Raw genomic sequence first — 24,586 nt, 5'->3', positions numbered from 1 at the left:
GCGTTGGTCACATTGTTGCAGTATTCCAGATTGTAGCGGCTCTGGCAGGCAATCAGGGCTTCGCTGAAGCTGCGGGGTTTCAGGGCAGGCAGGTTGTTCTCGGTGCAGTAAATCTGGTATGCTTCGTACAGCTCTTTGGAGCTGGCAGACATATCGGCTTTTAGGCGAACATACCCGTCTGAATCCAGAAAATCAAAGATATTGTTGTTATCTCGTTTGACGGCCTCCCGATTGTCTTTTGTGCGCTGGCTCTCGGTAAACTTGAAATTGTTGGCGGCCAGCCGCTGCAATCCCTCAAAAGCCCACAGCAGAATGCCCTCCACCTCGGCTTTCATCTTCTCCGCAAGGTCGGGATCATCTATACGGCCAGCAGGCTTTTCTTTTGTGGTCAGCACCAGCTGGCGGCGGTAAAATCCGTCGCTCCGGTCAAACAGCGCCTGCAAATCTCCGTTGGAGAAGGCCAGCAGCCGGGCGCACATCCATCCCTGATAGCTCTGCTTGCCCTTGCGCTCCAAATCCATCTTGCCCTGGGCGGTGACGATGGATTTTACATAGTTGGTCTGGCGCAGGGCCTCCATCCGCATATCGTCATCCACGCACAGGAGGATATGTTCCAAATCCGCACGGGCAAATCGGTTCTCGGATATTTTCCCTATGCTGCCGTCCTTCATGTTGGAGCCGAACAAAGCTCCCAGCACAGCGCCGATCTGCGACTTGCCCTCACCGCCGTTGCCCTTAATCACCATCATTCGCTGTCCCTTGTTGCTGGGAATCAGGCAGTAACCGATATATTCCTGCAAGGTGGGGATGTCCTCCGGATAGAGCAGCCCATCCAGAAATTTCAGCCATAGAACAGGTTTCGGGGCGTTGGGGTTGTAGGCCACAGGGAAACGATTGCGGACAATTTTGGGCTTTCCCTCCACAAAGGTCCCGTCCAGAAAGAGTGTCCCGTTGGAAAGATGAATCCGGTCCGGTTCCGGGGGAAAATCCTCCTCCAGCGCCGCCAGTTTCATCAGTTCCACAATGTTGCTGATTTTGCGGGGAATGTTGCTGACCGCACAGCATTTCAGCTCCTCAAAAATCTCTCCCCGCAGGGGCAGCTCATCGGTCACACGGCCTTCGGGCGTGAAAAAAGCCCCGTTTGTGAAGATGATCTTGTGCGTCTGCAAGAACTCCTCACAAAACAGGGCTTCGTTGATGCTTTTTCCATCAAACCAGACGGGCATCCCGTCAAGCTGCGCTTTGTTTTTCATGGGCATCGTCCTCCTTTTTCAGCCTGTCCAGCCGTTCCTCCAAACCGGCGATCAGACCATCCTTGTTCAGCATTTCTACGATTTTTACCCGTTGTTCCAGCTCGGCGGCAATGAGCAAATCTGCCAGATACTCCACATAGTCCAGCATCTGGCAGGCTTCCACAAACCGGTCATCCAGAACATCTTCCGGTGTCTTGGGTGTGTGCTGCACCTTCCAGCTTTCCAGAAGATGCAGATAATCGCACAATACCCGCAGGCAGCGCACTTCCTCCTGCCGGTATGCTTTCAGCAGAGGACGTTCCGGTTTGGGCAGAGCGATTGCTGCCGGTGGTTTGTCCGGGTCAATCCCGAAGTCATAAGCCAGCTTCTGCGCTGCCTCGTAACTGCTCAGGTCAAATAACCTCGCCACAAGGTCAATCACATCACCGGTTACTCCGCAGCCGAAGCAGTAAAAATAACGCTCGTTCAGTTTCATGCTGGGGTGTCGGTCATTATGGAACGGACAACAGACCATGCCGTTTCGACTGACTTGCAGCCCATAATAGACCGCAGCCTCCGGAACTCGGACAACTTGTTTTATCAGCTCAAACCATGTCATTACTGCTCACTCCCTTCCGAAAGAAAATCCTGGGTGCCGTTTTTTACCATAGAACCTCTCTTTCTTGCGCTTCCGGCGCAGTCGCTGTATAATGTTGTTGTAGTTCCGAAAAAAGTAATCTGATTTTAGATTACCTTTCACTAATAGGAGAAATCCGGGGTGTAAAGCGGAACCATTTTTTTAAAAAGCACAAAATATTTTTTGAAAGAGGTGAGGTCATGGCGTATCTGTCTGATGACGAGCTTCTGGATACCGAGGGTGGCTTCACCGTATGGGACGATGGGACAGGCACTGGTGTGGCGGAGGAAACGCTGGAACAGGCGCTTGCGGAAGAACGTCTGGCAGAGCTGGAAAGCGAGCTGGAGCAGGACGAGCATCCCATCGACTATGAAGCGGAGCTGGAAAACGAGGAAGAAGAATCCGCCCCGGTCAGCGAAAAGCGGCTGAAACGGGAGATTCGGGCCGAGGCCATGCGTCGGCTGGAGGAAGCTGCCCGCACCGAAAAAGATTTCCGGTCCGTGGTGGAGGAATGGAACAAGCTGGACCGGAACCGGGAGCGCCAGGAACGGGACCACGAAAACCTCCGTGGGGATGTGCCGCTGGAATACCAGGCGGTGGCGGAACCGAAGCTCATTCCCCGATGGATGAACAACCCTGCATACCGGCAGCTGATGGCCGGAAACTTTCTGGACATCCTGTTTGACTGCCCCTATGAGATGCACAACCTGACCGCTGATCCCTTTATTTCCCGCATGGTGGAGGAACTGAGCGAGGAACACAAGGAGGTTTTGTATTTCCTCTCTTTGCGGTTGTACAGCACCACCCGGCTTGCCGCTGTGCGTGGGCAGTCTGACCGTAACATCCGCAAGCTGCGGAAAACCATCCACAAGAAATTGCAGCGCCAGATGTATGACCATCTGTGCGGCAAGCAGGAGCATGGCGGCAGCCTGACCTTGCGGGAACGCCAGTTTTTGGAGGAATACTCGAAAATCGCAAGGAAACAGGGCAAGGATGCCGTGATCCGGCGGGAGAACAAGACCAAGCGCAGAAAAAAGAAAAACCGCCCCTGATAATTGGGACGATTAAGGAGAAAGGGCGTGTATGATGAAAAATTTGTTTGAACAGTCCCGTTCCCATTGGGTGCGGTACGATCATTACGAGCTGAAAACAGCGGAAGATGGCAAGCGGTACATCACCCCCGGCAAAAACGCAAAGCCGGATGTCTACAATCCGCTGAAAGAAGTCCCTAACATTGTGCTGGATGCGCTGAATGTGGGGATGCTGCTGATGGGGCGCAAGCCGGAAGCAGAAGTGGAAAAGGCGATAATGGAGTTTGTCACCCGGTACGGCCTGCTGGGGCTGATGACTGCACTTCCCACCACACCGTCCTTTATGGATTATGCGGCGGTGTATCTGCCGAAAAATCACTTCATCAAGGAAGAATCCATGGCGACAAACAAATACCTGTCCCTGTTTTACCCCTTTGACCAGCTGGACTTGGTGAAGAAGGGCATTGAATCCACATGGAATGTGTCCAATGACAGGACGATGGTTGCCCTAACCATGACTTTCATGGACGAGCCGATGGCAAAGAACATGAGCTTCCAGCGGGAATATGCGGAACCCTATGACTGGGTTGCCCAGCAGTTCAAGGATTGGGCATTCACTCTGTCTACGTCCATCCTGTACTACAATGATTGTGATTCCATCGATGAGGAAGCACGGGGGCTGTATCGCAAGGCCATGGCTGCGTTCGGCGGAATCGCCCCCAGCTACCACATTGAACTGCTGGATAAACCCACCATCTATTGGGACTTCCATTCGCTGTTGTTGGGTATCCAGATGATGTTCAGCTTCATGCTGGTGGACGATGACCAGCCCCTGCGCCTGTGCAAGCACTGTCAGAAGGTGTTCCTGGGCAGCCGATCCAATGCAACCTTTTGCAGCCCACGGTGCAAGAACCAGTATAATGTCTATAAGAGCCGTGACAAATCCAAGGGGGAAACGAACTAACGAGGGCTCTTTCGCTGCGGCGGGACGGGGGATGATATACCTTTGCTTCCTTTTCCGGTCAGGCGGATTTTGCCCCCTGTGCAAATCCCAATTTTGTCCGTGTCCGTACAAAATCCGCCAGCCCTACTGCCCGCCGAGAAGTGTCTGCCCGCTGCCCATCTGCCCAGGTTGCAGATGCCGCAGACAGCCCCTTCCCGGCGTCAGCCGGAAGCAAAGGTATAACACACTAGACTTTCCGTGGGAAAGTCGTGTGCCAAGGAAGGCGCTGCCCTCCTTTGGAAACCTCTCGCCAAGGGGAACGCTGTTCCCCTCTGGGCTCCCCGCCTGTCCGTGCAGTGGCTATCCATCCTGTTCTCACACGATGGATGCGCTCCTGCCCGAACAGGTAAAACAGGCACAGAGATTTGCCCGGGCGGTGGGCAAATTTCTGTGCCTGTTTCTGTTCAGCGGCGGCTGGGCAAAGCATACGCAGAACCCTCGGTCTTGGTTGGAGATTTTCGTATTGGAGTGCGAAAACTAATTGTCCTAAGCCCCTATATCTGGTATAATAAAACAGTCGAATTCTCTGACCGGAGGTACCCATATGGCCATCTCTTACAATAAGCTCTGGAAACTGCTCATTGACCGGAAGATGAGCAAGGCAGACTTACGCCGAGCGGCGGGAATCGCTCCCAATACTATGACAAAACTAAACCGCGATAAAGAAGTGACCCTAGAAACACTCGGGAAAATTTGTGGTGTGTTAAAAGTCAATGTCGGAGATATTGTGGATATTTTTCCTGATGCTCCATAACAAGATAGAAAGAGAGGGAGATCTATGACTCCATTTGAAATTGTAACTGCCATTTTGAACTTGCTTGCACTTATCCTGATTCCCATAATAGCCGTGATAATTGGTCAGCATTTGCAAAATGTTTCAGCAAAACGAAAAGATAAAATGGACGTGTTTAAGACGATGATGATGAACAGAATCGGCTGGTCCGTTGAAAGTACACGAGCCATGAACATTATTGATATTGTTTTTTCGGATGATAAAAATGTTCGACAGGCTTGGAGTGAATATTATCATGCTCTTTGTGTCAAGGACCCAGATGAAATACAGTTAAAGCAAATGCAGCAAGCACAAGATAAATTACTTGAGAAAATGGCTATTTCTCTTGGATATAAGGATAAAATCACATGGGAAACCATTCAGAATCCTTATGTTCCGAAAGGGATGATGGAGGCAATGGATCAGCAACAGATCATCCAAAAAGGACAGACAGAGCTTGCAAAGGTAGCTGGTGCGTTTGCTCAAATGATCAATACTAACGCAGCCAATCAAGCGCCAAACCGACAGGAGGATAATCCCCATGCCAACACTTGAATGGATTGGAAAAGATAAAGTGGTAAACCACCACCAGGAGGTGCCTTATCGGGTGCTGGAGCGCCAGTACAGCTATGATGGAGCTGGGCAGCACGCCGAGGACAACGGCAGCGAAAACATGATTATCCATGGCGACAATCTGGAGGCGCTAAAAGCCCTGCTGCCCCAGTACGAGGGCAAGGTGAAGTGCATCTACATCGATCCTCCCTACAACACCGGCAACGAGGGCTGGGTGTACAACGATAACGTCAATGACCCCAAGATCAAAAAGTGGCTGGGCGAAGTGGTTGGCAAAGAGGGCGAGGACCTTTCCCGGCATGACAAGTGGCTGTGTATGATGTATCCCCGCTTGAAGTTGTTGCAGCGACTGTTAGCGGATGACGGAGTTATTTTTATCAGTATTGATGATACTGAGTATGCCAATTTGAATCTAATTTGTGACGAGATTTTTGGAAGCAGCTGCTTTGTGTCAAACATTTCATGGCAGCGGACATACTCTACCCGAAACGACTCCAAAGGGATTGTGAACGAAGTGGAGCACCTGATTGTTTACAGTAAACAGCCAGGCTGGAATCCAAATAAATTACCTCGTACAGAGGAAATGAATGCTCGATATAAGAACCCTGATAATGACGATATGCCGTGGAAAAGCAGTGATGCTTTTGCCCCAGGAGCCTCCACACATCCAGGCATGGTATATGCTGTTCAGCACCCCTTTACTGGAAGTTTGATCTATCCTACGAATGGGCGGCATTGGGCATTTGGGCAGGAGCAAGTGCTTGAAATTATGCTTGGATGGGGCAATTATGAGTTACGTCAAATTGGCGATGATGAGCGGCGGGCAGAAATATGTGGTGTCAGTGTCGATGATGTACGCCATGATGTGATGGCCATAATGCTTACAGATACAATAGATGTAGCTCGTAAAAAAGCTTTGCAGATTTACGATAGAGGTAAATGGCCACTCTTGTGTTTTTCAAATCGAGGGAAAAGCGGTATTCGCAGAAAAACATATCTTGACGGAGTTGGAGGAAGGTTACCAACAAACTATTGGTCTTTTGAGGAAGTAGGGCACACAGATGAAGCCGCAAAAACTCTAAAATCTATTTTCAACAATAAGTCTCCTTTCGACACTCCAAAACCCTCCCGTTTAATCGAGCGTATACTCACAATTGCGGGGAATCGAAAGGCCCTAATTCTCGATTCGTTTGCTGGTTCCGGCACCACCGCCCATGCTGTACTCAACATGAACAAGGCCGACGGCGGCAACCGTAAATTCATCCTTGTGGAAATGATGGACTACGCCGACAGCATTACCGCCGAGCGTGTTAAACGGGTGATTGATGGCTACGGAGAGGGCAAAAAAGCTGTGGAAGGCACCGGCGGCAATTTCAGCTACTATGAGCTGGGGCCTGTGCTTCTGCTGCCGGACGGCAACCTCAATGAAGAAGTGGGCCCGCAGAAAATCAGGGAATACGTCTACTACATGGAGACCAAAGAGCCCCTGTCTGCCGAACAGCCTGTGGACGAGCCCTACTTCATGGGCCTGTGCCGCAACACCGCCTATTACTTCTATTATGAGCGGGAAAGCGTCACCACGCTGGACTACGCCTTTTTGGCTACCATCCAGACCAAAGCCGAGGGCTACACCATCTATGCCGACCTGTGCGCCATCTCGCAGGAGACACTATACAAGCACAATATCACCTTTAAGAAAATCCCCCGAGATATTGCCCGGCTGTAAAGGAGCGTGAAGAAATGGAACTGAAATCCTATCAGAAAGAAGTCATTGCCGATCTTGCACGCTACCTGGAGCTGGTGGTGGAACTGCAAAGCCCGGCAAAGGCGTATCAGGCCCTCTGGAACGAAAAAAATGTTCTGGTGGGCTTCGGCGGTATGCCCAATTATGTGAATGCGCTCCCCGGTGTGCCCCATGTGTGTGCCAAGGTGCCCACCGGCGGCGGCAAGACCTATATCGCCGCCAGTTCTCTTCGGACGATTTTTGACGCCATGCCCCAGCGCCGGGCCAAGGCCGTTGTATGGCTGGTGCCCTCTGAGGCCATTCTGACCCAGACCCGTAAGGCGCTGGAAAATCCAGACCATCCCTATCGCCAGCGGCTGGATGTGGATTTTGGCGGGCGGGTGCAGGTGTACTCCAAGGAACAGGCCCTCATGGGGCAGAACTTCACCCCCTCTGCTGTGACAGAACAGCTTTCCTTGTTTGTGCTCAGCTATGATTCCTTCCGCACCAGCAAAAAAGAAGGGCGCAAAGCCTATCAGGAGAACGGTTATCTGGCCGAGTTTGCAAAGTGGATGGATGATCCGTCGGTTCTACTGGCTGATACCGATGAAACGGCGTTGATCCAGGTAATCCGCTATCTGAATCCGGTGGTCATCGTGGACGAAAGCCACCATGCCACTTCGGATTTGAGTGTGGAAATGCTGCAAAACTTTAATCCCAGCTTTGTGTTTGACCTGACCGCCACCCCCAAGAAGAAAAGCAATATCATCTCTTTTGTGGATGCTGCACGCCTGAAAAAGGCCAACATGGTCAAACTGCCGGTCATCGTCTACAACCGTAAATCTCAGGCCGATGTGTATGGGGATGCTATCGCCATTCGTGCCAAACTGGAGGCACAGGCTAAACGAGAGCAGGAAACCAGCGGACGCTATATTCGCCCCATCGTTCTTTTCCAGGCCCAGCCCCGCAACAATGCAGACAGCACCACATACGAAAAAATAAAGAAAACGCTGGTGGACGGCGGCATTTCCGAACAGGAAATCGCCATCAAAACCGGCGATAAGGACGAGCTGAAAAATGTGGACTTGCTGTCCCCAGACTGCCCCATCCGGTACATCATCACTGTCAATGCTCTGAAAGAGGGCTGGGACTGCCCCTTTGCCTATGTGCTGGCCACGGTGGCAAACCGCACTTCTACCGTGGATGTGGAGCAGATTTTGGGACGGGTGCTTCGGCTGCCCTATACGCAGAAGAACAGCAGCGAGGTACTGAATCTCTCCTATGTCATCACATCTTCCGCAGACTTCCACCAGACGCTGGAGAAGGTGGTGGCCGGGCTGAACAGCGCCGGTTTCAGCAGCCGCGACTACCGGGCACAGGATGTGGACGTGCCCATTACGGCTGCGCCCACCCAGGAGCCGGAGCAACTTCCTATTGTCCCGCCTCCCGCTGACGAACCAGATCTGCCGGAGGTAGACGGCTCGGATTTGAAGGCGCGTTTTGAAGCAGCCACACAGGAGGCGGAGCAATCCGTGCAGGATGGAACGATGCAGTCCGACCCCATGCTGTCACAGGCTCTGCAACAGAACAAAACCTATGAGGACGAGATCAACCAGGCCGACAATACCGCTTTGAGCCAGGCTCCATCGGAGGTGCGCGACAAAATGAATCAGTTCCGAATGAATGAGGAATTTGCAGACGAAGCCTCTGCCTTGCGCTTCCCCCAGTTTATGCTGGAGACTGGCCCCAGTCTGTTTTCGGAAGCCCACGAAACCCTGGAACTGGAGCACTTGGAGGGTGGCTTCTCTCTGCGGGACAAAGATGCTCATGTGGATTTCACCACGGTCAACGCTGAGATGGCACGGGTGGATGTAGACGACAGCAAAGACAGCACCGCAAAGGCGTGGCGTCTGTCCGGCGGCGACAGCGCCTTTTTCCGAGAGTGGTTCAACACCCAGCCCTCGGAAAAGCGGCTTTCTGTGTGTAAGAGCATTATCAAGCAAAAGCTTTCCAAAATGAACTGCGTCAATGACCGGGAACTGGATGAATATATCGACCGGGTGATCGGCACCATGAGCGACGATCAGCTCTCAGAGTTGGAGCAGTCACCGTATCCTTATGTCGTAAAAATTCAGGGGAAAGTGAAGGAGCTGATTGCCCAGCATCGCTCCGGCGTCTTTGATACCTGGCTGGAGCAGGACAAGATTTCCTGCCTGCCCAACTATGCGCTGCCAGCGGTGATCTCCCCAACGGCATTTACCTCGATGGTGCCAAAATCGCTCTATACCGCCGAAGAAGATATGAACGAGTACGAGTTCAAGGTGGTGTGGGCACTGTCAGCGTTGGGCAACGTCAAGTGGTGGCACCGGAACATCTCCAGACTGGGCTTCCAGATTAACGGACCTGTTCATGCTTACCCCGACATTATCGTGATGCTCCACAGTGGAAAGATACTGATGGTGGAGACTAAGGGCGATCACCTGGATAATGATGAGTCCAAGGAGAAAGCCAAAATCGGTGACCAGTGGGCGAAGCTGGCCGGAAAACAGTACAAGTATTACATGGTGTTCGAGACCAAGCAGCCGGACTATCCGGGAGCGTATTCTATGGAGCGGTTTATGGAGATTGTGAAGGGATTGTAACACCCCAAAATATATGTTGGAGGTTTAAATAATGGGAACCATTAAATCAGAAATAATGAATCTCTTTCTGGCCGAACATCCTGAGCAAGAAAGTATCCTGAAGCCGTTCCTAAACGGTTTCGACATAAATTATGCAGAAGTGAAGTCCATCAATAACACTACAATCTTTTCATATATGATAAAGCCAGAAGACTTTATGAAAGAAGCTTTTGGCCTGGAGAAAGAAATTTTATTAGTATATTCGCCTTTTGATACTTTAGAGCCACGCGCTCTACAGGCTGCAAATATGCTGTTTAAAATGTTCCCATACATGAACCGAATAGATACACTTAACTTTTTTATGGTTTCCAAAGATCCTGCAATACAAAATTATGCAGGAATAATGTCTTTTTCTGAGGAAGAATCTCGTTCGCTAGTTCCCTTTTTATATTCTGATTTAATTTCAAGTACTAGCGATAACTGGTATGTTAGAAAAATCTTAAAGAAAAACTTTTATGACGTAGATTTGTTTGGCTATACTCTTCCGATTAGAGACGAGGCTTCCTTTTTTGGGCGGCACCAAATTGCTGCACGATACATTGATGCGATTCGCCGATGCGAAAACCGAGGTATCTTTGGGCTACGCAAAACAGGTAAAACATCCTTTTTGTTTAAGATTGATCGAATTATTCGGGAACAGCATCTTGGGTTTGTATTTTTTTATGATTGTAAGTCTCCATCATACAGAAAACTTCACTGGAACGAACTCCTTGGAGAAATATGTAGCAATGTAGCCAAACGATTAAAAATACGCATTCGAAAAGAATATGATGAACAAAACATCATTAAGAGTTTTCGATATGTTGTGAAAACGGCATCAGATAAGAACATAAAGATCATTATTATGTTTGACGAAATCGAATATATTTCGTTCAAATCTCCGCTTGATGAACACTGGAAAACGGAATTTATAGACTTTTGGCAAACAATTTGGTCTGTTCAAAGCCTTCATCGGAATCTGGTATTCATATTATCTGGTGTTAACCCAAGTGTTACAGAAATCGATACAATTAATGGCGTTCAAAATCCGCTATTTAGTATCGTGCAATCGGAGTATTTACATGGATTATCTGAAGATGAAGCGAGAACTATGATTCGGACTTTAGGGCGCAGAATGGGTATCAGATTTGAATTTGATTCTGTGAAACTTTTATACGATCAATTTAATGGACATCCTATGCTTCTGCGCCTAGCGTGTAGCTATATTAATCGTCAGTATAATGACCCGGATAAACGCCCCGTTACGGTTACGGCAGATAACTTAAAAAAGCTACAAGATGATATTGATGTAGAATTAGCTTACTATTTCCGTCATATTGTCTCAGAAATCCAAAAATTCTACCCAGAAGAGTATGAGATGTTTGAGTTGCTAGCTTCTGGACAAACATCGGATTTTGTGGAGTTATCTGCAATTACAGAGTATACAAAACATCTGTACAGTTACGGCTTAGTTGGTCGTGAGAATGGAAAGCTGCCATATGTTAAAATGCCTGTAGCTGGAAGATACGTAGCTATGGAATTAGCCAAGAGAGAAAAGAGAACAACCCTATATCGAATTGTTCCTCTTGAAAAACGAAATCAATGGGTCGCGCAGCGTGTGAAGTCAATTATACGTGATTTGCGTCAACTGGAAACAGCAATATCTAATGCAGGAACGTGCAAACTTTTTGGCGAAAACTCTTTCCCCGAGGCAGATAGATTTGTAAATGTAGGACCAGTGTCTAACGAGCCAGAATTTGAAAATTTCTTCAATATCTGTAATCGTTGCTTCGTTGAGTCAATCGAAAAATACGGCAAATCATTGGGGAAAAAGAAATATTTCTGGAATGAAATCAAGTCAACATATCCGGCTTTGTTTGACGTACTACATCGAATAAAGGTTTATCGCCATTCTAGCGACCACCTAGAACTAAACCCCGATGTCGCTAAGAAGTATAAAGAATTTTGGAACGAGGATACAGCTGGCGTTACCGACTTTGAAGAACAACGGTTTGTGATTCAACAAAAGCTATTAGAAGCCTTTTTGTCCGCAATTCAAACAGAAATAGATTCTATATCCTAAACAATACTCCGCCCAAAGTATACTTTGGGCGGAGTATTGTCAATTTTACATTGAATCTATTATTTAGTACCTGCTAAATCATTTGAAAATGCTTTAGCGCATCCATAATTGCAGCTTCCTTTTCCAGCGGGCACTGCGGCACTTTGGCATCTTCCTTCTTCGATAGATTATAGTTCTGCCCCACATCTAGCCCGCACTTCCGCTTAACCTGGGAGATATACAGGCTGGACACCTTCAGGCCGTGCTTTTCCAGCACATAGGCTTTGATCTCATCATAGGTGGCTTTACTCTCCGCCGATGTCAAATCCAGCTCGTCCAGATTCAACTCCACCTCGATATGCTGCTTGGTGTTGAGTTTGGACAAAAGTACTACCGTCTCCACATGGGCGGTGCGGGGGAACAGGTCCACCGCTGTGGCGCAGTCCAGATGGTAGCCCAGAGGGGCAAACCGCTTCACGTCCCGGCCCAGGGTGGCCGGGTCGCAGGACACATAGACCACCCGCTCCGGGGCCATGGCGGCAATGGTGGCCACCACGTCCTCCGCCAGCCCCTTCCGGGGCGGGTCCACGCACACCACATGGGGGCGTACTCCCTCTCGGGCCAGCTGCCGGGCGGCCTCGCCCGCGTCGGCGCACAGGAAACGGGCGTTGGTGATCCCGCTGCGCCGGGCGTTCTGAATGGCGTCGTCCACCGCCTGGGGCACCACCTCGGCCCCCCACACCATGCCCGCCCGCCGGGCCATCACCAGAGAAATGGTGCCGATGCCGCAGTACAGATCCAGCACCGTCTCCCGTCCCGTCAGACCGGCCAGCTCCAGGGCCTTGCCATAGAGCACCTCGGTCTGGTCGGAGTTGACCTGATAAAAGGAGGGGACGGACAACTGGAAGGTGGCCCCGCACAGGGTATCGGACAGGAAATCCTGTCCCCACAGGGTGCGGTAGGCGTCCCCTAAAATCACATTGCTGTGGCTCTGGTTGATACCCAGCACGATACCCACCAGGCCGGGCTCGGCGGCCCGAAGGGCCTTGACCAGCTCCCGCTCCCGGGGTACCCCCACCCCGTTGACCAGCAGGCAGCACAGGCTCTCTCCTCGGCGGTTGGTCCGCACATACACATGGCGCACCAGCCCCGCGCGGGCCTTCTCGTTGTAGGCGGGAATGGAATACTGCGTCATCCAGTCCTTCACCGCCCCCCGCAGCCGGGCGGCCGCCTGACTCTGAAGCAGGCAGTCGGCCACGTCCACCACCTTGTGGGTGCGGGCCTGATAAAACCCGATGCGGGGACCGGGGGCCACGGGGAACTGGGCCTTGTTGCGGTAACGCTCCGGTTGGGCGGCCCCCAGGATCTCGGTGACCCGGACGTCCGCCCCGCCCAGGCGGCGCAGGCAGTCCTCCACCCGTACCCGCTTGGCCTCCAGCTCCTCGGCGTAGGTCATGTGCCGGAAGTGGCAGCCGCCGCAGCGGTCATAATAGGGACAATCCGGGGAGATACGGGCGGGAGAGGGCTCGGTGACCTCCCGCACCACCCCCCACAGGGCGGAGCGGCCCACATGGGTGAGCCGCACCTGGCACAGCTCCCCACGGATGCCCCCCTGGACAAAGACCACCATGCCGTCCAGCCGGGCCACACCGGCGCCGTCGCTGCTGTAGCCCTCAATACACAGGGGATAGGTGTGTCCTTCCAGCGGTTTATTGGGCTGCATACATGCTCACGTCCTTCAGAGAGTCGTAGGGGAGGGTGACCTCCACCGGGGAGTGGACGGCGTTGAGGGAATTGCCCTGGAGCCAGAAGGTGTAGCCGTCGGAGGTCAGACAGAACTGCTCCTGCTGATAGGCCCCGGCGATCTCCTCCCGGGTAAAACCGCCGGCGGCCAGGTCGGCTTTGGCCATAAAGGCGTCCACCACCCGTTCCTGAACGGTTTGGGCGTCGGTAAAGAAGTCGGTAAAGGTCAGCTTGATACCGGTCTGGGGGTCAAAGTTCTCCCCCAGCTGGAACACGGTGGGATAGGCGGCCCCGCTGTTGATGTACCAGGTGCGGCGGATGCTGATGACCTGATCGGTGGACAGGACCACCTCATAGCTCATCTCCTCGGTGACGGGGGAGAAGGAGAACCCGGCGGACTTGGACACATCATAATCGGCCACCGCCTGCTCGTAGTTGGCCTCAGCGCTCTCCATGCGGCTGGCCCCGTCGGCCTTGTACCAGTCGTTGATGACCGCTCCGGCGGGGAAGGCGTCGGTGTTCTGCACCATGGGCAGGGTGTAGCGCACCTCCATGACCTGGGTGCCGTCTCCGGCGGTGTAGGTCTGGGTAAAGACCTGCTCGCCCCACTCAGGGGGCTCCGAAGCGGAGGTGCTCTCCAACGCGGGGGCGGTGGACTCTGCCGCAGGCGTGGGGGAGAGGGTGGCGGTGGGGGTGGTCTCTACCGCCGGTCCGCTACAGGCGGCCAGAAAAGCGGCCAGGACCAGGGCGGCCGCCCCGGTCAAAATGGTCTGTTTACGCATGGTAACCTCCAATTGTGCTGTGGGCGGATGGCCGCCCGGGGGATTGGGATGTTCCACCATTTTACCATCCCCACCCGCCGCCGTAAATGGAAAAACACATTTTGTAAGCTTTTGTGACTAATTTGCAAATTTCTCTCAGCTGTCAGGCGGCCCCGCTGAGAAGGGCGGCCAGGGCCCCGAAGCAGGGCAGGGTAAGGATGGACAACAGGGTGGTGACGGCCACCAGCTGGGCGCTGGTGGGCACATCCTGCTTATAACGCTGGGCAAACATGGCGGTAATGCTGGCGGTGGGCACACCGGCCAGCAGCACCAGGGTACAGTACAGGTCGGGCTCCGGGTGGAAGGGGTAGAGGAGCAGAGCGGTGAGCAGGGGGATGACGATCAGCTTCAGGGCCGAGGCCGCCAGAATGGCGGGGCTGCGGAAGATGGAGCGCCAGTCGGCGGCCGCCATCTGAGCGCCGATGATAATCATGGCCAAGGGGGTGTTCATGCTGCCCAGAAAGCCCACCGCGTTGCCCACCATGGGGGGCAGGGTAACGCCCAGCAAAAAGAGGACCAGGCCCGTGAGCGTTCCCAGGATGCCCGGGTTGAGTACGGCCTGCTTCAAAGAGACCTGCTCTTTTCCGCCCATGAGCACCACGCCCTGGCTCCAGTTGAAGGCGTTGAAGACCACCAGCACCACGGTGCCGTAGAGCATGGCCCCATCTCCCAGCACCAGCTGCACCAGGGGAAGGCCCATAAAACCCACGTTGCCATAGAGCACCCCGAAGCGGAGGGCTTTGCTGGTGGGGGCGGGCTGGCGGCGGAACAGGGGGACGATGAAGAGACAGTAGATGATATAAAGCCCCACTGCCAGGAGGGCGGCGTATCCCATGGCGCCCAGCAGGGCGGGGGTGCGCTCCACCTGGAGGGCGTTCACCAGCATACAGGGCAGCACCACGGTGAGCAGCAGATTGGTCATCTGGGGGATGCCCGCCGGGGTGAGCAGCCCCCGCTTGGCCATCACAAAGCCCGCCGCCATCATCAAAAACATGGTCCCCACCTGGGAGGACACCAGCAACAGATAGTCTATCATGTCTGTTTCCCTCTTTTACCAACTTGAAAATCCCATCTATTCTATCACTGAACTGGGACGGAGGCAAGCCGACAGCCTGTTTTGGACAAAAAGCAAGGGTTGACAGGAGGAATGGACAGTATTATGATGATACCAAATCTGATAGAAAGCGAGGTGCTTCATGATGAGAAATAACAGAGGGAATAGGAAATCTGAATATCTTTTGAAGACCTCGGTTGCAGTATAATCGTTTTTAGTTGATTGCTTTTGCCGTGGTGGATCAACCACGGCTTTTTTGCGTTTTGATGCAATCGTCTGTTCTTCCATAGATATTCATACAAGACCAACGTATCAATCAAGTCAGGACGATTTATGGAGGAATTTATGATTTATCTCAGAAAAATTACCCAAGAAAACTTCATCGACGCATTTCATCTGAAACTTGCACCGGGACAGGAGCGTTTTGTATCCCACCCAATCCGCAGCCTTGCACAGGCCTACGTCTATCGGGAGCAATGCCAGCCTTTTGGAATTTATAAAGGTGATGTGATGGTTGGTTATGTCATGGTGATTTACGACTATGATATCCCTGAATATGATATCTGGCATATGATGATGGATGAATCAAATCAGGGCCGGGGCTATGGCAGCGTTGCATTGGACCGGGTGCTTGATTACATTAAAACCAAACCCTTTGGCGCTTCCGATCGGGTGACCTTAACCTGTAACAGAGAGAATCTCCCGGCGCTGACTTTGTATAAGAGCAAAGGCTTTACAGAGACCGGAGCAGCAGACGAAGATGAAATAGAGCTGACGCTCTATGTATCGGAGCGATAACCAAGCCAGCCAACGGCGGGCCTTACCCTCCTCAGGGTGATTTTCGGGCAAAACCTGACCGGCAGCCTGCGAGCCAGGCTGCCGGTCAGGTTCATTGATACTTTTTTCCAACCAGATAGAGGGGAACAAACAGCCCGCCCAGGGTCAGAAACAGGATGATCCCCAGTTGGGCGGCCTCCCACAATCCAGGACAGAGCAGCCCCATGCCCAAAGACAGCAGAGGCAGCCCCACCATGACGGCGCAGGACCATACCCGGCCTACCGTGAGGATGTGGGGCCAATTGCGGTTGTTGAAGGTCAGACCGGGCACATTCATCCGAAGGGGGCCGTCCAGCACCATGCTGATGGACCGCTGGTCGTAAATCTCCGGCAGAGTGAGCCGGGCAAAAAAGCAGAAGTAGGCCCCAAAACCGGCCCCCAGCAGCATGGGGGCCCCCAGAGCCTCGGGGATCTGGCACCAGACCCAGTTGGCCCACAGGCCCAGCCCCCCCGCCAGCAGGGCCAGCACATACCACAGGGGCCAGCGTCCCTTTTCCTGCCAGGCCCGCCCCGGCCTTTCGTCGGAATAGCGGATGGCGGTTTTCACCACATCCTCCACCGCCTCCGGTTCCATGGGCTGGGGGGCCTGCCGGCGGCAGAGCAGCAGCTCGGTCACCGTCACCCCCAGCAGCTCCGACAGCGGGATCAGCAGGGCGGTGTCTGGGATGCTGGCTCCCGTCTCCCATTTGCTCACCGCCTTATCGGTAATGTGGAGCCGCCCGGCCAGCTCCTTCTGGGTCCAGCCCTTTTCCTTCCGCAGCTGGGCCACGAAGGCGCCGAAAGCGGTTTTGTCCATGTCGTACATAGCGCTCACCTCCCGGCTATCATAGCCCATACCGCCGGGATTTGGCAACCGAACAGCAGTAGAGTGGGCGGTTTCTTTTGTGATAGCTGAAAAAACCGCCCCGGAAGCTCCGGGGCGGAAGGGATGTGGCAGGTGTGCTTATGCCTCAGGATAGCGGGTGCGCACGGAAAAGCCGGACTGCTCCAGACTGGCCCGGGTCACTTCCCGTCCCCAGTGGATGGAGCTGTTGAAGTTGCCCTCGGTGATGATCACCGAGTTGCTCTTTTTCTCCAGGACCACAATGGTGTGGTAGTTCCCCACCCGGATCAGATCCCCCACCCGGATCTGGTCGAAGGAGGTGTGGGTCCGGGCAGGCAGGTCACCAAAGGCCGCATCGCTGCAAATCAGGGCAAACCCCTCGCAGCCGAAGCCGCTTGCATGCATAGCGTCAGAGCGATAGTAGTTGTCGTTGGTCCAACGCATCCCCTCGGGATAGTCTGACTTGAGGGCCACAATGGCGTTGTAGACCTCCTGCTCCGTGGGGCCCTTGGGGGTCTGGCTGTTGTTCGGGCCGACGGGCTGTATGGGCGTGCCGTCGGACAGCTGCTTCCACAGGCAGTAAATCACATCGGAGCGGGGGCAATTTGACTTGGCGTGGAAGGTCAGCCCGTCGGTGAGCCCATTTTTGGAGGCCCAGTTTACCGCCGCAGCGGACCAGTCGCTGCCGGTGGCGCTCTCCCCGACGGCCCGGCAGAGCATGGTCAGGATTTGGTCATAGGCCAGGGTAACGGTGGGCCCAAACTGGTTGTTTCCAATGCCGCCGGTGATCCCCTGTTCCGCTGCCCACAGGACGGCCTTATAGTAGTAAGCCCCCTTGTTGGTCACGTCCGTGTAGGGGGAGACCAGGGAGGAAGGCTCCGGCGATCCGGCGGCCCGCCACAGGAAGGTCACAGCCTCAGCCCGGGTGACGGTGGCGGCAGGGGAGAAGGTGGTGGCGGATGTGCCGCCGGTGACGTTGTTTTCCTTGGCCCACACCACCGCGTCGGCGTAATAGTCGCTTTTGTGTACGTCGGTAAAACCGGCTACGGTGTCGGCGGTATCCTTATACATGTAGAGATTGCGCTGGTACTCGGTATAGATGTCATCTTCGCCCGGTTGGGTGTTGGTGATTGCTGAGTCAAAATAGAAACAGTAGAGCAGGTAGGCCCCATCGGTTCCGGCGTCAGGCAGGCGGAAGGTACAGGATTCCCCATAGTCCAGCATCTTGCCCGGACGGTCATCCTCCGTCACTGCGCCCAAAAGCCAGTAGCCGTACCAGACGGAGATCCACTGGCCGTTGGCGCCCAAATAATAAAGGTCCTCATCCACATCGGAGAAATATCCGCCGGGAATCTGGATCGTGTTTCCCTCATAGCTCATCATGGAGGTCTTGGGATCATATACCTCGCAGTATATGTACACAAACCCGGTATCAGAGGGGTTGGTGTTGGTCACTGTAATTTGGCCGTCGGGTTCTATGGCATAATAGAAATCGTCCGTTATTTCAAAACTGTCATAAACATCTTCTCCAGACCGTCCATAGCTGAGGGTAAAGGTATGGCCTACCGTCGTCTTCTCAGCGTCAGACTGAATACCGAAATAGTCCGGCATCTCTGTCTGCTCTGCGGCGTAGACCGGGACGGCGCCTGTCAGCAGGACAATTGCGAGCAAAGCGCCTAACATTCGTTTCCATCGTTTCACTGGGACCAACTCCTTTGCAAAAAAATGAATGGACTTGCGGGCGCTGCGGGGCAGACAAAAAGGCCATACAGGTACCCTGCACAGCCCAATCACACACAAACGCATGGAACCACTTTTTTGCGAAACACAGACCTTCCCAGCGGAGTACACATGGCGCGGATGATTGCTGCGTGCGGGGTATTCCTGCATGGAGACAGGGGGTGGTATGCTCCGTGACCCGCCCGTTCCATTCGCTTGATTTTATTGTACTGCAACGTTTGAAAGAGCGCAAGCAGTTTTTCCAGGCCCTGGCGTTTATGGGGCTTTATGAGCCGGCTTTCCCAGCGCTTTACAGGTGGGCCTCATCGGTTGACAAAGCCAGCGGCGGCAGGCTATACTACAGGGTAACGGATTTTTGAGAGGAGAGCGTCATGACCAACAAAAAAGACTTTAAAAACCGGGGCTATCTGCGGATATTTGCCTCCTATTACAGGCCCCACTGGAAGCTGTTCCTGCTGGATATGGTGTGCGCTTTGTGCATCTGTATCGTGGACCTGCTCTTCCCCATGGTGTCCCGCTGGTCCATGCAGACCCTGCTGCCTGAGCGGCTGTTTACCACCTTTTTCGCCGTCATGGCCCTGCTGGCGGGGGCCTATGTGCTCAAGGGGGTCTTTTACTTCATCGTCACCTACTGGGGCCACCTGCTGGGTGTTCGGATGGAGGCCGACATCCGGGGGGATCTGTTCTCTCACATGCAGGATCTGTCCTTTTCCTTTTATGACAAAAACCGCACCGGCCAGCTGATGAGCCGGGTCACCGGTGACCTTTTTGAGATCACGGAGCTGGCCCACCACGGCCCGGAGGATCTGTTCATCTCCTCGGTGACCATCCTGGGGGCCTTCTGCATCATGCTCACCATCCGGTGGCAGCTGGCTCTGGTGGTCTTTGCGGTCATTCCTATTTTCATACTTTTTACCGCCCTCACCCGCAAAAAGATGATGCGGGCCTCTATTGAGGTCAAGGCCAAGCTGGCGGGCATCAATGGGGAGGTGGAGTCCTCCATCTCCGGGATGCGTACCGCCAAGGCCTTCGCCAACGAGGACGCCGAGAGCGCCAAGTTCAACGCCGCCAACGACCAGTTCCGGGGGGCCAAGCGGGGCTACTACAAGACCATGGCCTTCTATCAGTCCGGCATGGAGTTCTTTATGGGCATCCTGTCGGTGGTGGTCATTGCCTTCGGCGGCTTCCTGATTATGAAGGGCCAGATGGACTTTATCGACCTGACCACCTTTGCCCTCTATGTCACCACCTTTATTACCCCCATCCGCAAGCTGTCCGCCTTTGTGGAGCAGTTTATGCAGGGCATGGCGGGCTTCAAGCGGTTCACCGAGCTGATGCGGGTGGAGCCCGATATCCAGGATGCCCCCAACGCCCGGGACCTTGCCGACGTGAAGGGAGATATTTTGGTGGACGACGTGACCTTCCGGTACGAGTCCTCTTCCGAGCCAGTGCTGGAACATGTCACCCTCCACATCAACCCCGGCGAGACGGTGGCGGTGGTGGGTCCCTCCGGCGGCGGCAAGTCCACCCTGTGCCAGCTCATCCCCCGGTTTTATGACGTCACCGGCGGCCGGGTGCTGGTGGACGGCCAGGACGTGCGGGAGCTGAAGCAGCACGACCTGCGGGCGAACATCGGCATCGTCCAGCAGGATGTGTTCCTTTTTGCCGGTACCATTTACGACAACATCCGCTATGGGCGGCCCGATGCCACCGAGGCGGAGATCATCGAGGCCGCCAAGCGGGCCGAGATCTACGACGACATTCTGGAGATGCCCGACGGCTTCCAGACCCAGGTGGGCGAGCGGGGCGTTATGCTGTCCGGCGGCCAGAAGCAGCGGGTGTCCATCGCCCGGATCTTTTTGAAAAATCCCCCCATCCTTATCCTGGATGAGGCCACCTCCGCGCTGGACACGGTGACCGAGGCCCGCATCCAGTCCGCCTTTGACGCCCTGGCCCAGGGCCGTACCACCCTCATCATTGCCCACCGGCTGTCCACCATCCGCTCCGCCGGGCGCATTGTGGTCATTGACGGCTGCGGCATCGCCGAGGAGGGCACCCATGAGGAATTGATGGCCAAGGGCGGGGAATACGCCCGGTTGTATCAGGCTCAGAAATCAGTCTCCGTATAAAGCGAGGTGGCGACCATGGCACGAAAGGCCCGGGTACAGCGGCTGGAGTTCCCGGCTGGGCGGCGGGTGCTGGTCATCAGCGACATCCACGGCAGTCTGCCCATGTTCCAGGGCCTGCTGGACCGGGCAGGCTATGGGCCGGAGGATATCCTGGTGCTGCTGGGGGACCTGGTGGAAAAGGGACCGGACAGTCTGGCGGTGCTACGGTACGTCATGGACCTTTCCAGCCGCCGGACGGTGTACCTGGTCCGGGGCAACTGCGACGACTTGGTGGCCGAGTTTGTGGAGGCCCCCCAGGTGCGGCCGGAGTTTTTCCACCACTATCTGAACGTGTGGCGCAACCGGTGTACCCTGCTGCAAATGGGCCAGGAGGTGGGCTTTGAGACCCGCTCTCCCGACGATCTGCCCGCCCTGCGGCAGGTGATTCTGGACCACTTCGGCCCGGAGCTGGCTTTTCTGGACGCCATCCCCGAGATCCTGCTCACCCCCGATTATCTGTTTGTCCATGGCGGGGTGGAGGACGAAGACCATCTGGAGGATATGGAAGCCTGGAAGTGCATGAAAAACGATTTCTTCCTGGAGCAAGGCAAGACCTTCCGCCGGTGGTGTATCGTGGGCCATACCCCTGTGACCATCTATCACCCCCATATCCCAACCACCAACCCTCTGGTGGATGAAGTACACCATATTGTGTCCATTGATGGGGGCTGCGCTCTCCAGTGGGACGCCCAGCTCAATGCCCTGGTACTCCCCCAGGCGCCGGGAGAGGGATTTACCTGGTATGCCTACGACAGACTGCCCACCGCCATGGCTCTGGACCGGCAGGAGGAGACCCCACAGTCGGTGAATGTGCGCTGGGGCCACAATCAGGTGGAGGTGCTGCTGCGGGGCGGGGCCCTGTGCCGCTGCCGCCATCTGGAGAGCGGCCGGAATGTAGACGTGCTCACCGATTACCTGTACCGCTCCGGCGGGGTCACGCTGTGCAAAGAGTCCACCGACTATCGCCCGGCGGTGGAGCCGGGGGATATCCTGTCCATCGTCCGCCGGCTGGCCGACCGGGCTCTGGTGAAAAAGAACGGGGTCACCGGCTGGTATTTTGGCCGGCTGTGCCGCCCGCCCGCCGATCCCCGCCGGGCGGGCCTGTAGCGGGTGCGTTTGCCTGACTCCACGCTGAGATACAAAAAGGGCCGCTGCTTTGGCAGCGGCCCTTTTCAAATGCTTACTCTTCCCAGTCGGCGAACTCCATATCTTCCATGTCGTCGTCGCTCCGGCCGGAGACCAGGCTCTTCATCTTGCACACCAGCTCCATCACCTTGTCCCAGTAGGCAACAACGGCGTAGATCACGGCGCCCAGCACGGCAAGTACGGCCAGGAGCTTAATGATGGCGGAGAAAAAACTTTTCATAATCCAGACAGCCTCCTTTTGTGTTGGAAACAAAATGCTGATAGGAACAGTGTACACGCTTTGAGTGGAAATTACAAGTGTACATTCCCACTTTGCAGAAACTTTTTTCCCTTGTAATTTGGAGCGAAATGGAATACAATAGAAAGACAAATCCATGAAACCTTTTCCCCCGCTTTGACGGGGATGCCAGCAAGACACCCCAGGAAAGGAAGGGATAAGTCAATGAAGGTGCAAACTGAACGGGGCGATATCACCATCAGCAGCGAAGTGTTTACCAATATCACCGGCGCCGCCGCCACCAACTGCTACGGTGTGAAGGGTATGGCCGTGCGCTCCAAGACCGACGGGTTGGTCCATCTCCTGCGCCGGGAGTCTATGGGCAAGGGCGTCAAGGTCACCTATAACGAGGACTCCTCCGTCTCCATTGAACTGCATATCATCGTGGACAACGGCGTGAACCTGATGGCGGTGAGCCGCTCCATCATGAGCGAGGTCCGCTATATCGTGCAACGTACCACCGGCGCCGAGGTGCGCAACGTGGATGTCTGCATTGACTCCATGGTCATCGGCTGAAGCCGTCCCGCCCATTGAAAGGAAGGAACACAGACATGAGAGAGCGCATTGACGGAGCGTCCTTTGCCCAGGCTATCATCCATGGGGCAGCCTCCATCAATCTTCAAAAGCAGCAGATCAACGAGCTGAACGTATTCCCCGTGCCTGACGGCGATACCGGCACCAATATGAGCCTGACCATCTCCACCGCTGCCGCCGAGCTGCGCAAAAAGCAGCCCCGCACCGTGGGGGAGGCGGCCGCCACCAACGCCTCCGCCCTGCTGCGGGGGGCCCGGGGCAACTCGGGTGTCATTCTGTCCCTGCTGTTCCGCGGCTTTTCCAAGGCCGTGAAGGACAAGGAGGAGATCGACGGCCGGGATCTGGCCATCGCCCTGGACTTTGGCGTGGCCGCGGCCTACAAGGCGGTCATGAAGCCCGCCGAGGGTACCATCCTGACCGTCTCCCGTTTGGCTGCCGCCCGGGCCGCCGACGCCGCCCGCAAGACTCCCAACGACCCGGAGGCCGTGCTGGAGGCCGCCATTGCCGAGGGCCAGGTGGCTCTGGAGCACACCACCGAGATGAATCCTGTCCTGAAAAAGGCGGGGGTGGTGGACGCCGGCGGCAAGGGCTTTCTGGTGATCCTCCAGGGTATGCTGGACTCCCTGCGGGGCCTGCCCATGCCGGAGGACGGCGGAGAGAGCGCCCAGTCGGAGAACAAGACCGACTATGCCGCCATTGCCGCCGAGGAGATCACCTTTACCTTTGATACGGTGTTCATTGTCCGCAAGACCACCAACAAGGGCCTGGAGCCCTTTGAGGCCTATCTGAACAGCATCGGCGACAGCCTGGTCATCGGCGAGGACGACGACTGCTTCAAGGTCCACGTCCACACCGATATTCCCGGCGCCGCCCTGACCGAGGCCCAGAAGTACGGCACCCTGGAGCTGGCCAAGATCGAGAACATGCGCACCCAGGCGGAGGATCTGGCCGCCGGGCGGCACATCCAGAGCACCGACGATCTGGAGGACGACCACGACCACCACGAGGAGGGCGGCCGGAAGATCGCTGCTCCCGAAAAGAAGTACGGCGTGGTGGCGGTGGCCGCCGGCGAGGGACTGGCCGCCGTGTTCCGGGATCTGGGGGCCGACGGGGTCATCAGTGGGGGACAGACCATGAACCCCTCCACCGACGACATTATGAAGGAGATCGACGCCACCCCGGCGGAGATCGTCTTTGTCCTGCCCAACAACAAGAACATCATCATGGCCGCCGAGCAGTGCGTCCGCCTGGCTGAGGGCAAGCAGGTGGTGGTACTCCCCACCAAGTCCGTGCCCCAGGGCATCTCCGCTCTGATGGTCATGGACCCGGAGGGGACCCAGGAGGACAATGTGGCCGCCATGACCGAGGCCATCGGCCATGTGACCACCTCCGAGATCACCTATGCCGCCCGGGACTCCGACTTTGACGGCTTTGCCATCAAGCGGGGGGACTATCTGGCCCTGACCGAGCACCAGCTCTTCGGCACCGACCGGAAGCTGGACAAACTGCTCCGCCGTCTGGCCGAGGCCGACGCCCAGCAGGGCGCCGAGTTCATCAACATCTTCTATGGCGAGGATGTGTCCGAGAAGGACGCCCAGAAGACCCTGGAGCTCTTTACCCAGTGCTGCCCCAACGCCGAGATCACCCTGCTCTCCGGCGGTCAGCCTGTGTACTACTATATGATTTCCGCCGAGTAACCGATATGCAAAAAGCCGCCCCATCCAACCGGATGGGGCGGCTTTTTGCGGTT

The 24,586-nt window shown here is 55.1% G+C and carries 20 protein-coding genes; 12 read left to right on the top strand and 8 right to left on the bottom strand.

Annotated features, from left to right (window positions below):
- Positions 1-1,253, bottom strand: a 1,253-nt coding sequence (locus tag Q0J75_RS03425; protein WP_297196804.1) for a DNA primase family protein, incomplete at its 3' end; no start/stop codon positions are given.
- Positions 1,231-1,851, bottom strand: a complete 621-nt coding sequence (locus Q0J75_RS03420) for a CHC2 zinc finger domain-containing protein (RefSeq protein WP_297196803.1) — start codon at positions 1,849-1,851, stop codon at positions 1,231-1,233. The genes Q0J75_RS03425 and Q0J75_RS03420, both read right to left, overlap by 23 nt.
- A gap of 218 nt (positions 1,852-2,069) precedes the next feature.
- Between Q0J75_RS03420 and Q0J75_RS03415 the strand changes: the two genes are divergently transcribed.
- From Q0J75_RS03415 to Q0J75_RS03385, 7 genes are all read left to right on the top strand, one after another.
- Entirely contained in the window at positions 2,070-2,921 is an 852-nt protein-coding gene (locus tag Q0J75_RS03415; RefSeq protein ID WP_297196801.1) for a sigma-70 family RNA polymerase sigma factor, read from the top strand.
- A 31-nt stretch (positions 2,922-2,952) separates the two neighbouring features.
- Positions 2,953-3,864, top strand: a complete 912-nt coding sequence (locus Q0J75_RS03410) for a hypothetical protein (protein ID WP_297196797.1) — start codon at positions 2,953-2,955, stop codon at positions 3,862-3,864.
- Positions 3,865-4,447: 583 nt separating this feature from the next.
- Positions 4,448-4,657, top strand: coding sequence for a helix-turn-helix domain-containing protein (locus tag Q0J75_RS03405; protein WP_297196794.1), 210 nt, complete (start codon positions 4,448-4,450; stop codon positions 4,655-4,657).
- A 24-nt stretch (positions 4,658-4,681) separates the two neighbouring features.
- Positions 4,682-5,230: a DUF6680 family protein gene (locus Q0J75_RS03400; protein ID WP_297196792.1), complete on the top strand. Its 549-nt coding sequence runs from the start codon at positions 4,682-4,684 to the stop codon at positions 5,228-5,230.
- Positions 5,217-6,974: a site-specific DNA-methyltransferase gene (locus Q0J75_RS03395; protein ID WP_297196790.1), complete on the top strand. Its 1,758-nt coding sequence runs from the start codon at positions 5,217-5,219 to the stop codon at positions 6,972-6,974. The genes Q0J75_RS03400 and Q0J75_RS03395 overlap by 14 nt, the downstream gene beginning before the upstream one ends.
- Before the next feature lie 14 nt (positions 6,975-6,988).
- A complete protein-coding gene (locus tag Q0J75_RS03390) occupies positions 6,989-9,613 on the top strand; it encodes a DEAD/DEAH box helicase (protein ID WP_297196788.1) in 2,625 nt (874 codons plus the stop codon).
- Positions 9,614-9,644: 31 nt separating this feature from the next.
- Positions 9,645-11,714 (top strand): AAA-like domain-containing protein, encoded by a 2,070-nt coding sequence (locus tag Q0J75_RS03385; protein ID WP_297196786.1) that lies wholly within the window; start codon positions 9,645-9,647, stop codon positions 11,712-11,714.
- Positions 11,715-11,787: 73 nt separating this feature from the next.
- On the opposite strand, the gene rlmD is transcribed toward Q0J75_RS03385, so the two are convergent.
- From rlmD to Q0J75_RS03370, 3 genes are all read right to left on the bottom strand, one after another.
- Positions 11,788-13,416 (bottom strand): 23S rRNA (uracil(1939)-C(5))-methyltransferase RlmD, encoded by a 1,629-nt coding sequence (gene rlmD, locus Q0J75_RS03380; protein WP_297196784.1) that lies wholly within the window; start codon positions 13,414-13,416, stop codon positions 11,788-11,790.
- Positions 13,403-14,218 carry a hypothetical protein gene (locus Q0J75_RS03375; protein WP_297196782.1) on the bottom strand — a complete coding sequence of 272 codons (816 nt, stop codon included), beginning with the start codon at positions 14,216-14,218 and terminating at the stop codon, positions 13,403-13,405. The genes rlmD and Q0J75_RS03375 overlap by 14 nt, the downstream gene beginning before the upstream one ends.
- Positions 14,219-14,360: 142 nt before the next feature.
- Entirely contained in the window at positions 14,361-15,293 is a 933-nt protein-coding gene (locus Q0J75_RS03370) for an AEC family transporter (RefSeq protein ID WP_297196780.1), read from the bottom strand.
- A gap of 363 nt (positions 15,294-15,656) precedes the next feature.
- On the opposite strand from Q0J75_RS03370, the gene Q0J75_RS03365 reads away from it, so the two are divergent.
- Complete coding sequence (locus tag Q0J75_RS03365; RefSeq protein ID WP_297196778.1) at positions 15,657-16,109, top strand: GNAT family N-acetyltransferase; 453 nt, start codon at positions 15,657-15,659, stop codon at positions 16,107-16,109.
- Between the two features lie 91 nt (positions 16,110-16,200).
- Here Q0J75_RS03365 and Q0J75_RS03360 read toward each other — a convergent pair whose 3' ends face one another.
- Both Q0J75_RS03360 and Q0J75_RS03355 read right to left on the bottom strand, forming a co-directional pair.
- Complete coding sequence (locus Q0J75_RS03360; protein WP_297196776.1) at positions 16,201-16,953, bottom strand: helix-turn-helix domain-containing protein; 753 nt, start codon at positions 16,951-16,953, stop codon at positions 16,201-16,203.
- A 138-nt stretch (positions 16,954-17,091) separates the two neighbouring features.
- On the bottom strand, positions 17,092-18,672 hold the full coding sequence (locus Q0J75_RS03355; protein WP_297196774.1) for an S-layer homology domain-containing protein: 1,581 nt from the start codon (positions 18,670-18,672) through the stop codon (positions 17,092-17,094).
- Between the two features lie 410 nt (positions 18,673-19,082).
- Here Q0J75_RS03355 and Q0J75_RS03350 point away from each other — a divergent pair, with 410 nt between their 5' ends.
- Together Q0J75_RS03350 and Q0J75_RS03345 are read left to right on the top strand one after the other, a co-directional pair.
- On the top strand, positions 19,083-20,840 hold the full coding sequence (locus Q0J75_RS03350; RefSeq protein ID WP_297196772.1) for an ABC transporter ATP-binding protein: 1,758 nt from the start codon (positions 19,083-19,085) through the stop codon (positions 20,838-20,840).
- A gap of 15 nt (positions 20,841-20,855) precedes the next feature.
- Positions 20,856-21,986: a metallophosphoesterase gene (locus tag Q0J75_RS03345; RefSeq protein ID WP_297196770.1), complete on the top strand. Its 1,131-nt coding sequence runs from the start codon at positions 20,856-20,858 to the stop codon at positions 21,984-21,986.
- 73 nt (positions 21,987-22,059) lie between these two features.
- Here the strand turns inward: Q0J75_RS03345 and Q0J75_RS03340 are convergent, their stop codons facing one another.
- On the bottom strand, positions 22,060-22,245 hold the full coding sequence (locus Q0J75_RS03340; RefSeq protein WP_297196769.1) for a hypothetical protein: 186 nt from the start codon (positions 22,243-22,245) through the stop codon (positions 22,060-22,062).
- Positions 22,246-22,467: 222 nt separating this feature from the next.
- Between Q0J75_RS03340 and Q0J75_RS03335 the strand changes: the two genes are divergently transcribed.
- Both Q0J75_RS03335 and Q0J75_RS03330 read left to right on the top strand, forming a co-directional pair.
- Positions 22,468-22,818 carry an Asp23/Gls24 family envelope stress response protein gene (locus Q0J75_RS03335; protein WP_297196767.1) on the top strand — a complete coding sequence of 117 codons (351 nt, stop codon included), beginning with the start codon at positions 22,468-22,470 and terminating at the stop codon, positions 22,816-22,818.
- Positions 22,819-22,853: 35 nt separating this feature from the next.
- Positions 22,854-24,533, top strand: coding sequence for a DAK2 domain-containing protein (locus Q0J75_RS03330; RefSeq protein ID WP_297196764.1), 1,680 nt, complete (start codon positions 22,854-22,856; stop codon positions 24,531-24,533).
- Positions 24,534-24,586 lie beyond the last annotated feature (53 nt).

The sequence above is a fragment of the uncultured Flavonifractor sp. genome, assembly GCF_944385615.1.
In the GTDB taxonomy this organism is placed as follows: Bacteria; Bacillota; Clostridia; order Oscillospirales; family Oscillospiraceae; genus Flavonifractor.
This window is presented reverse-complemented; position numbering and strand designations above follow the sequence as displayed.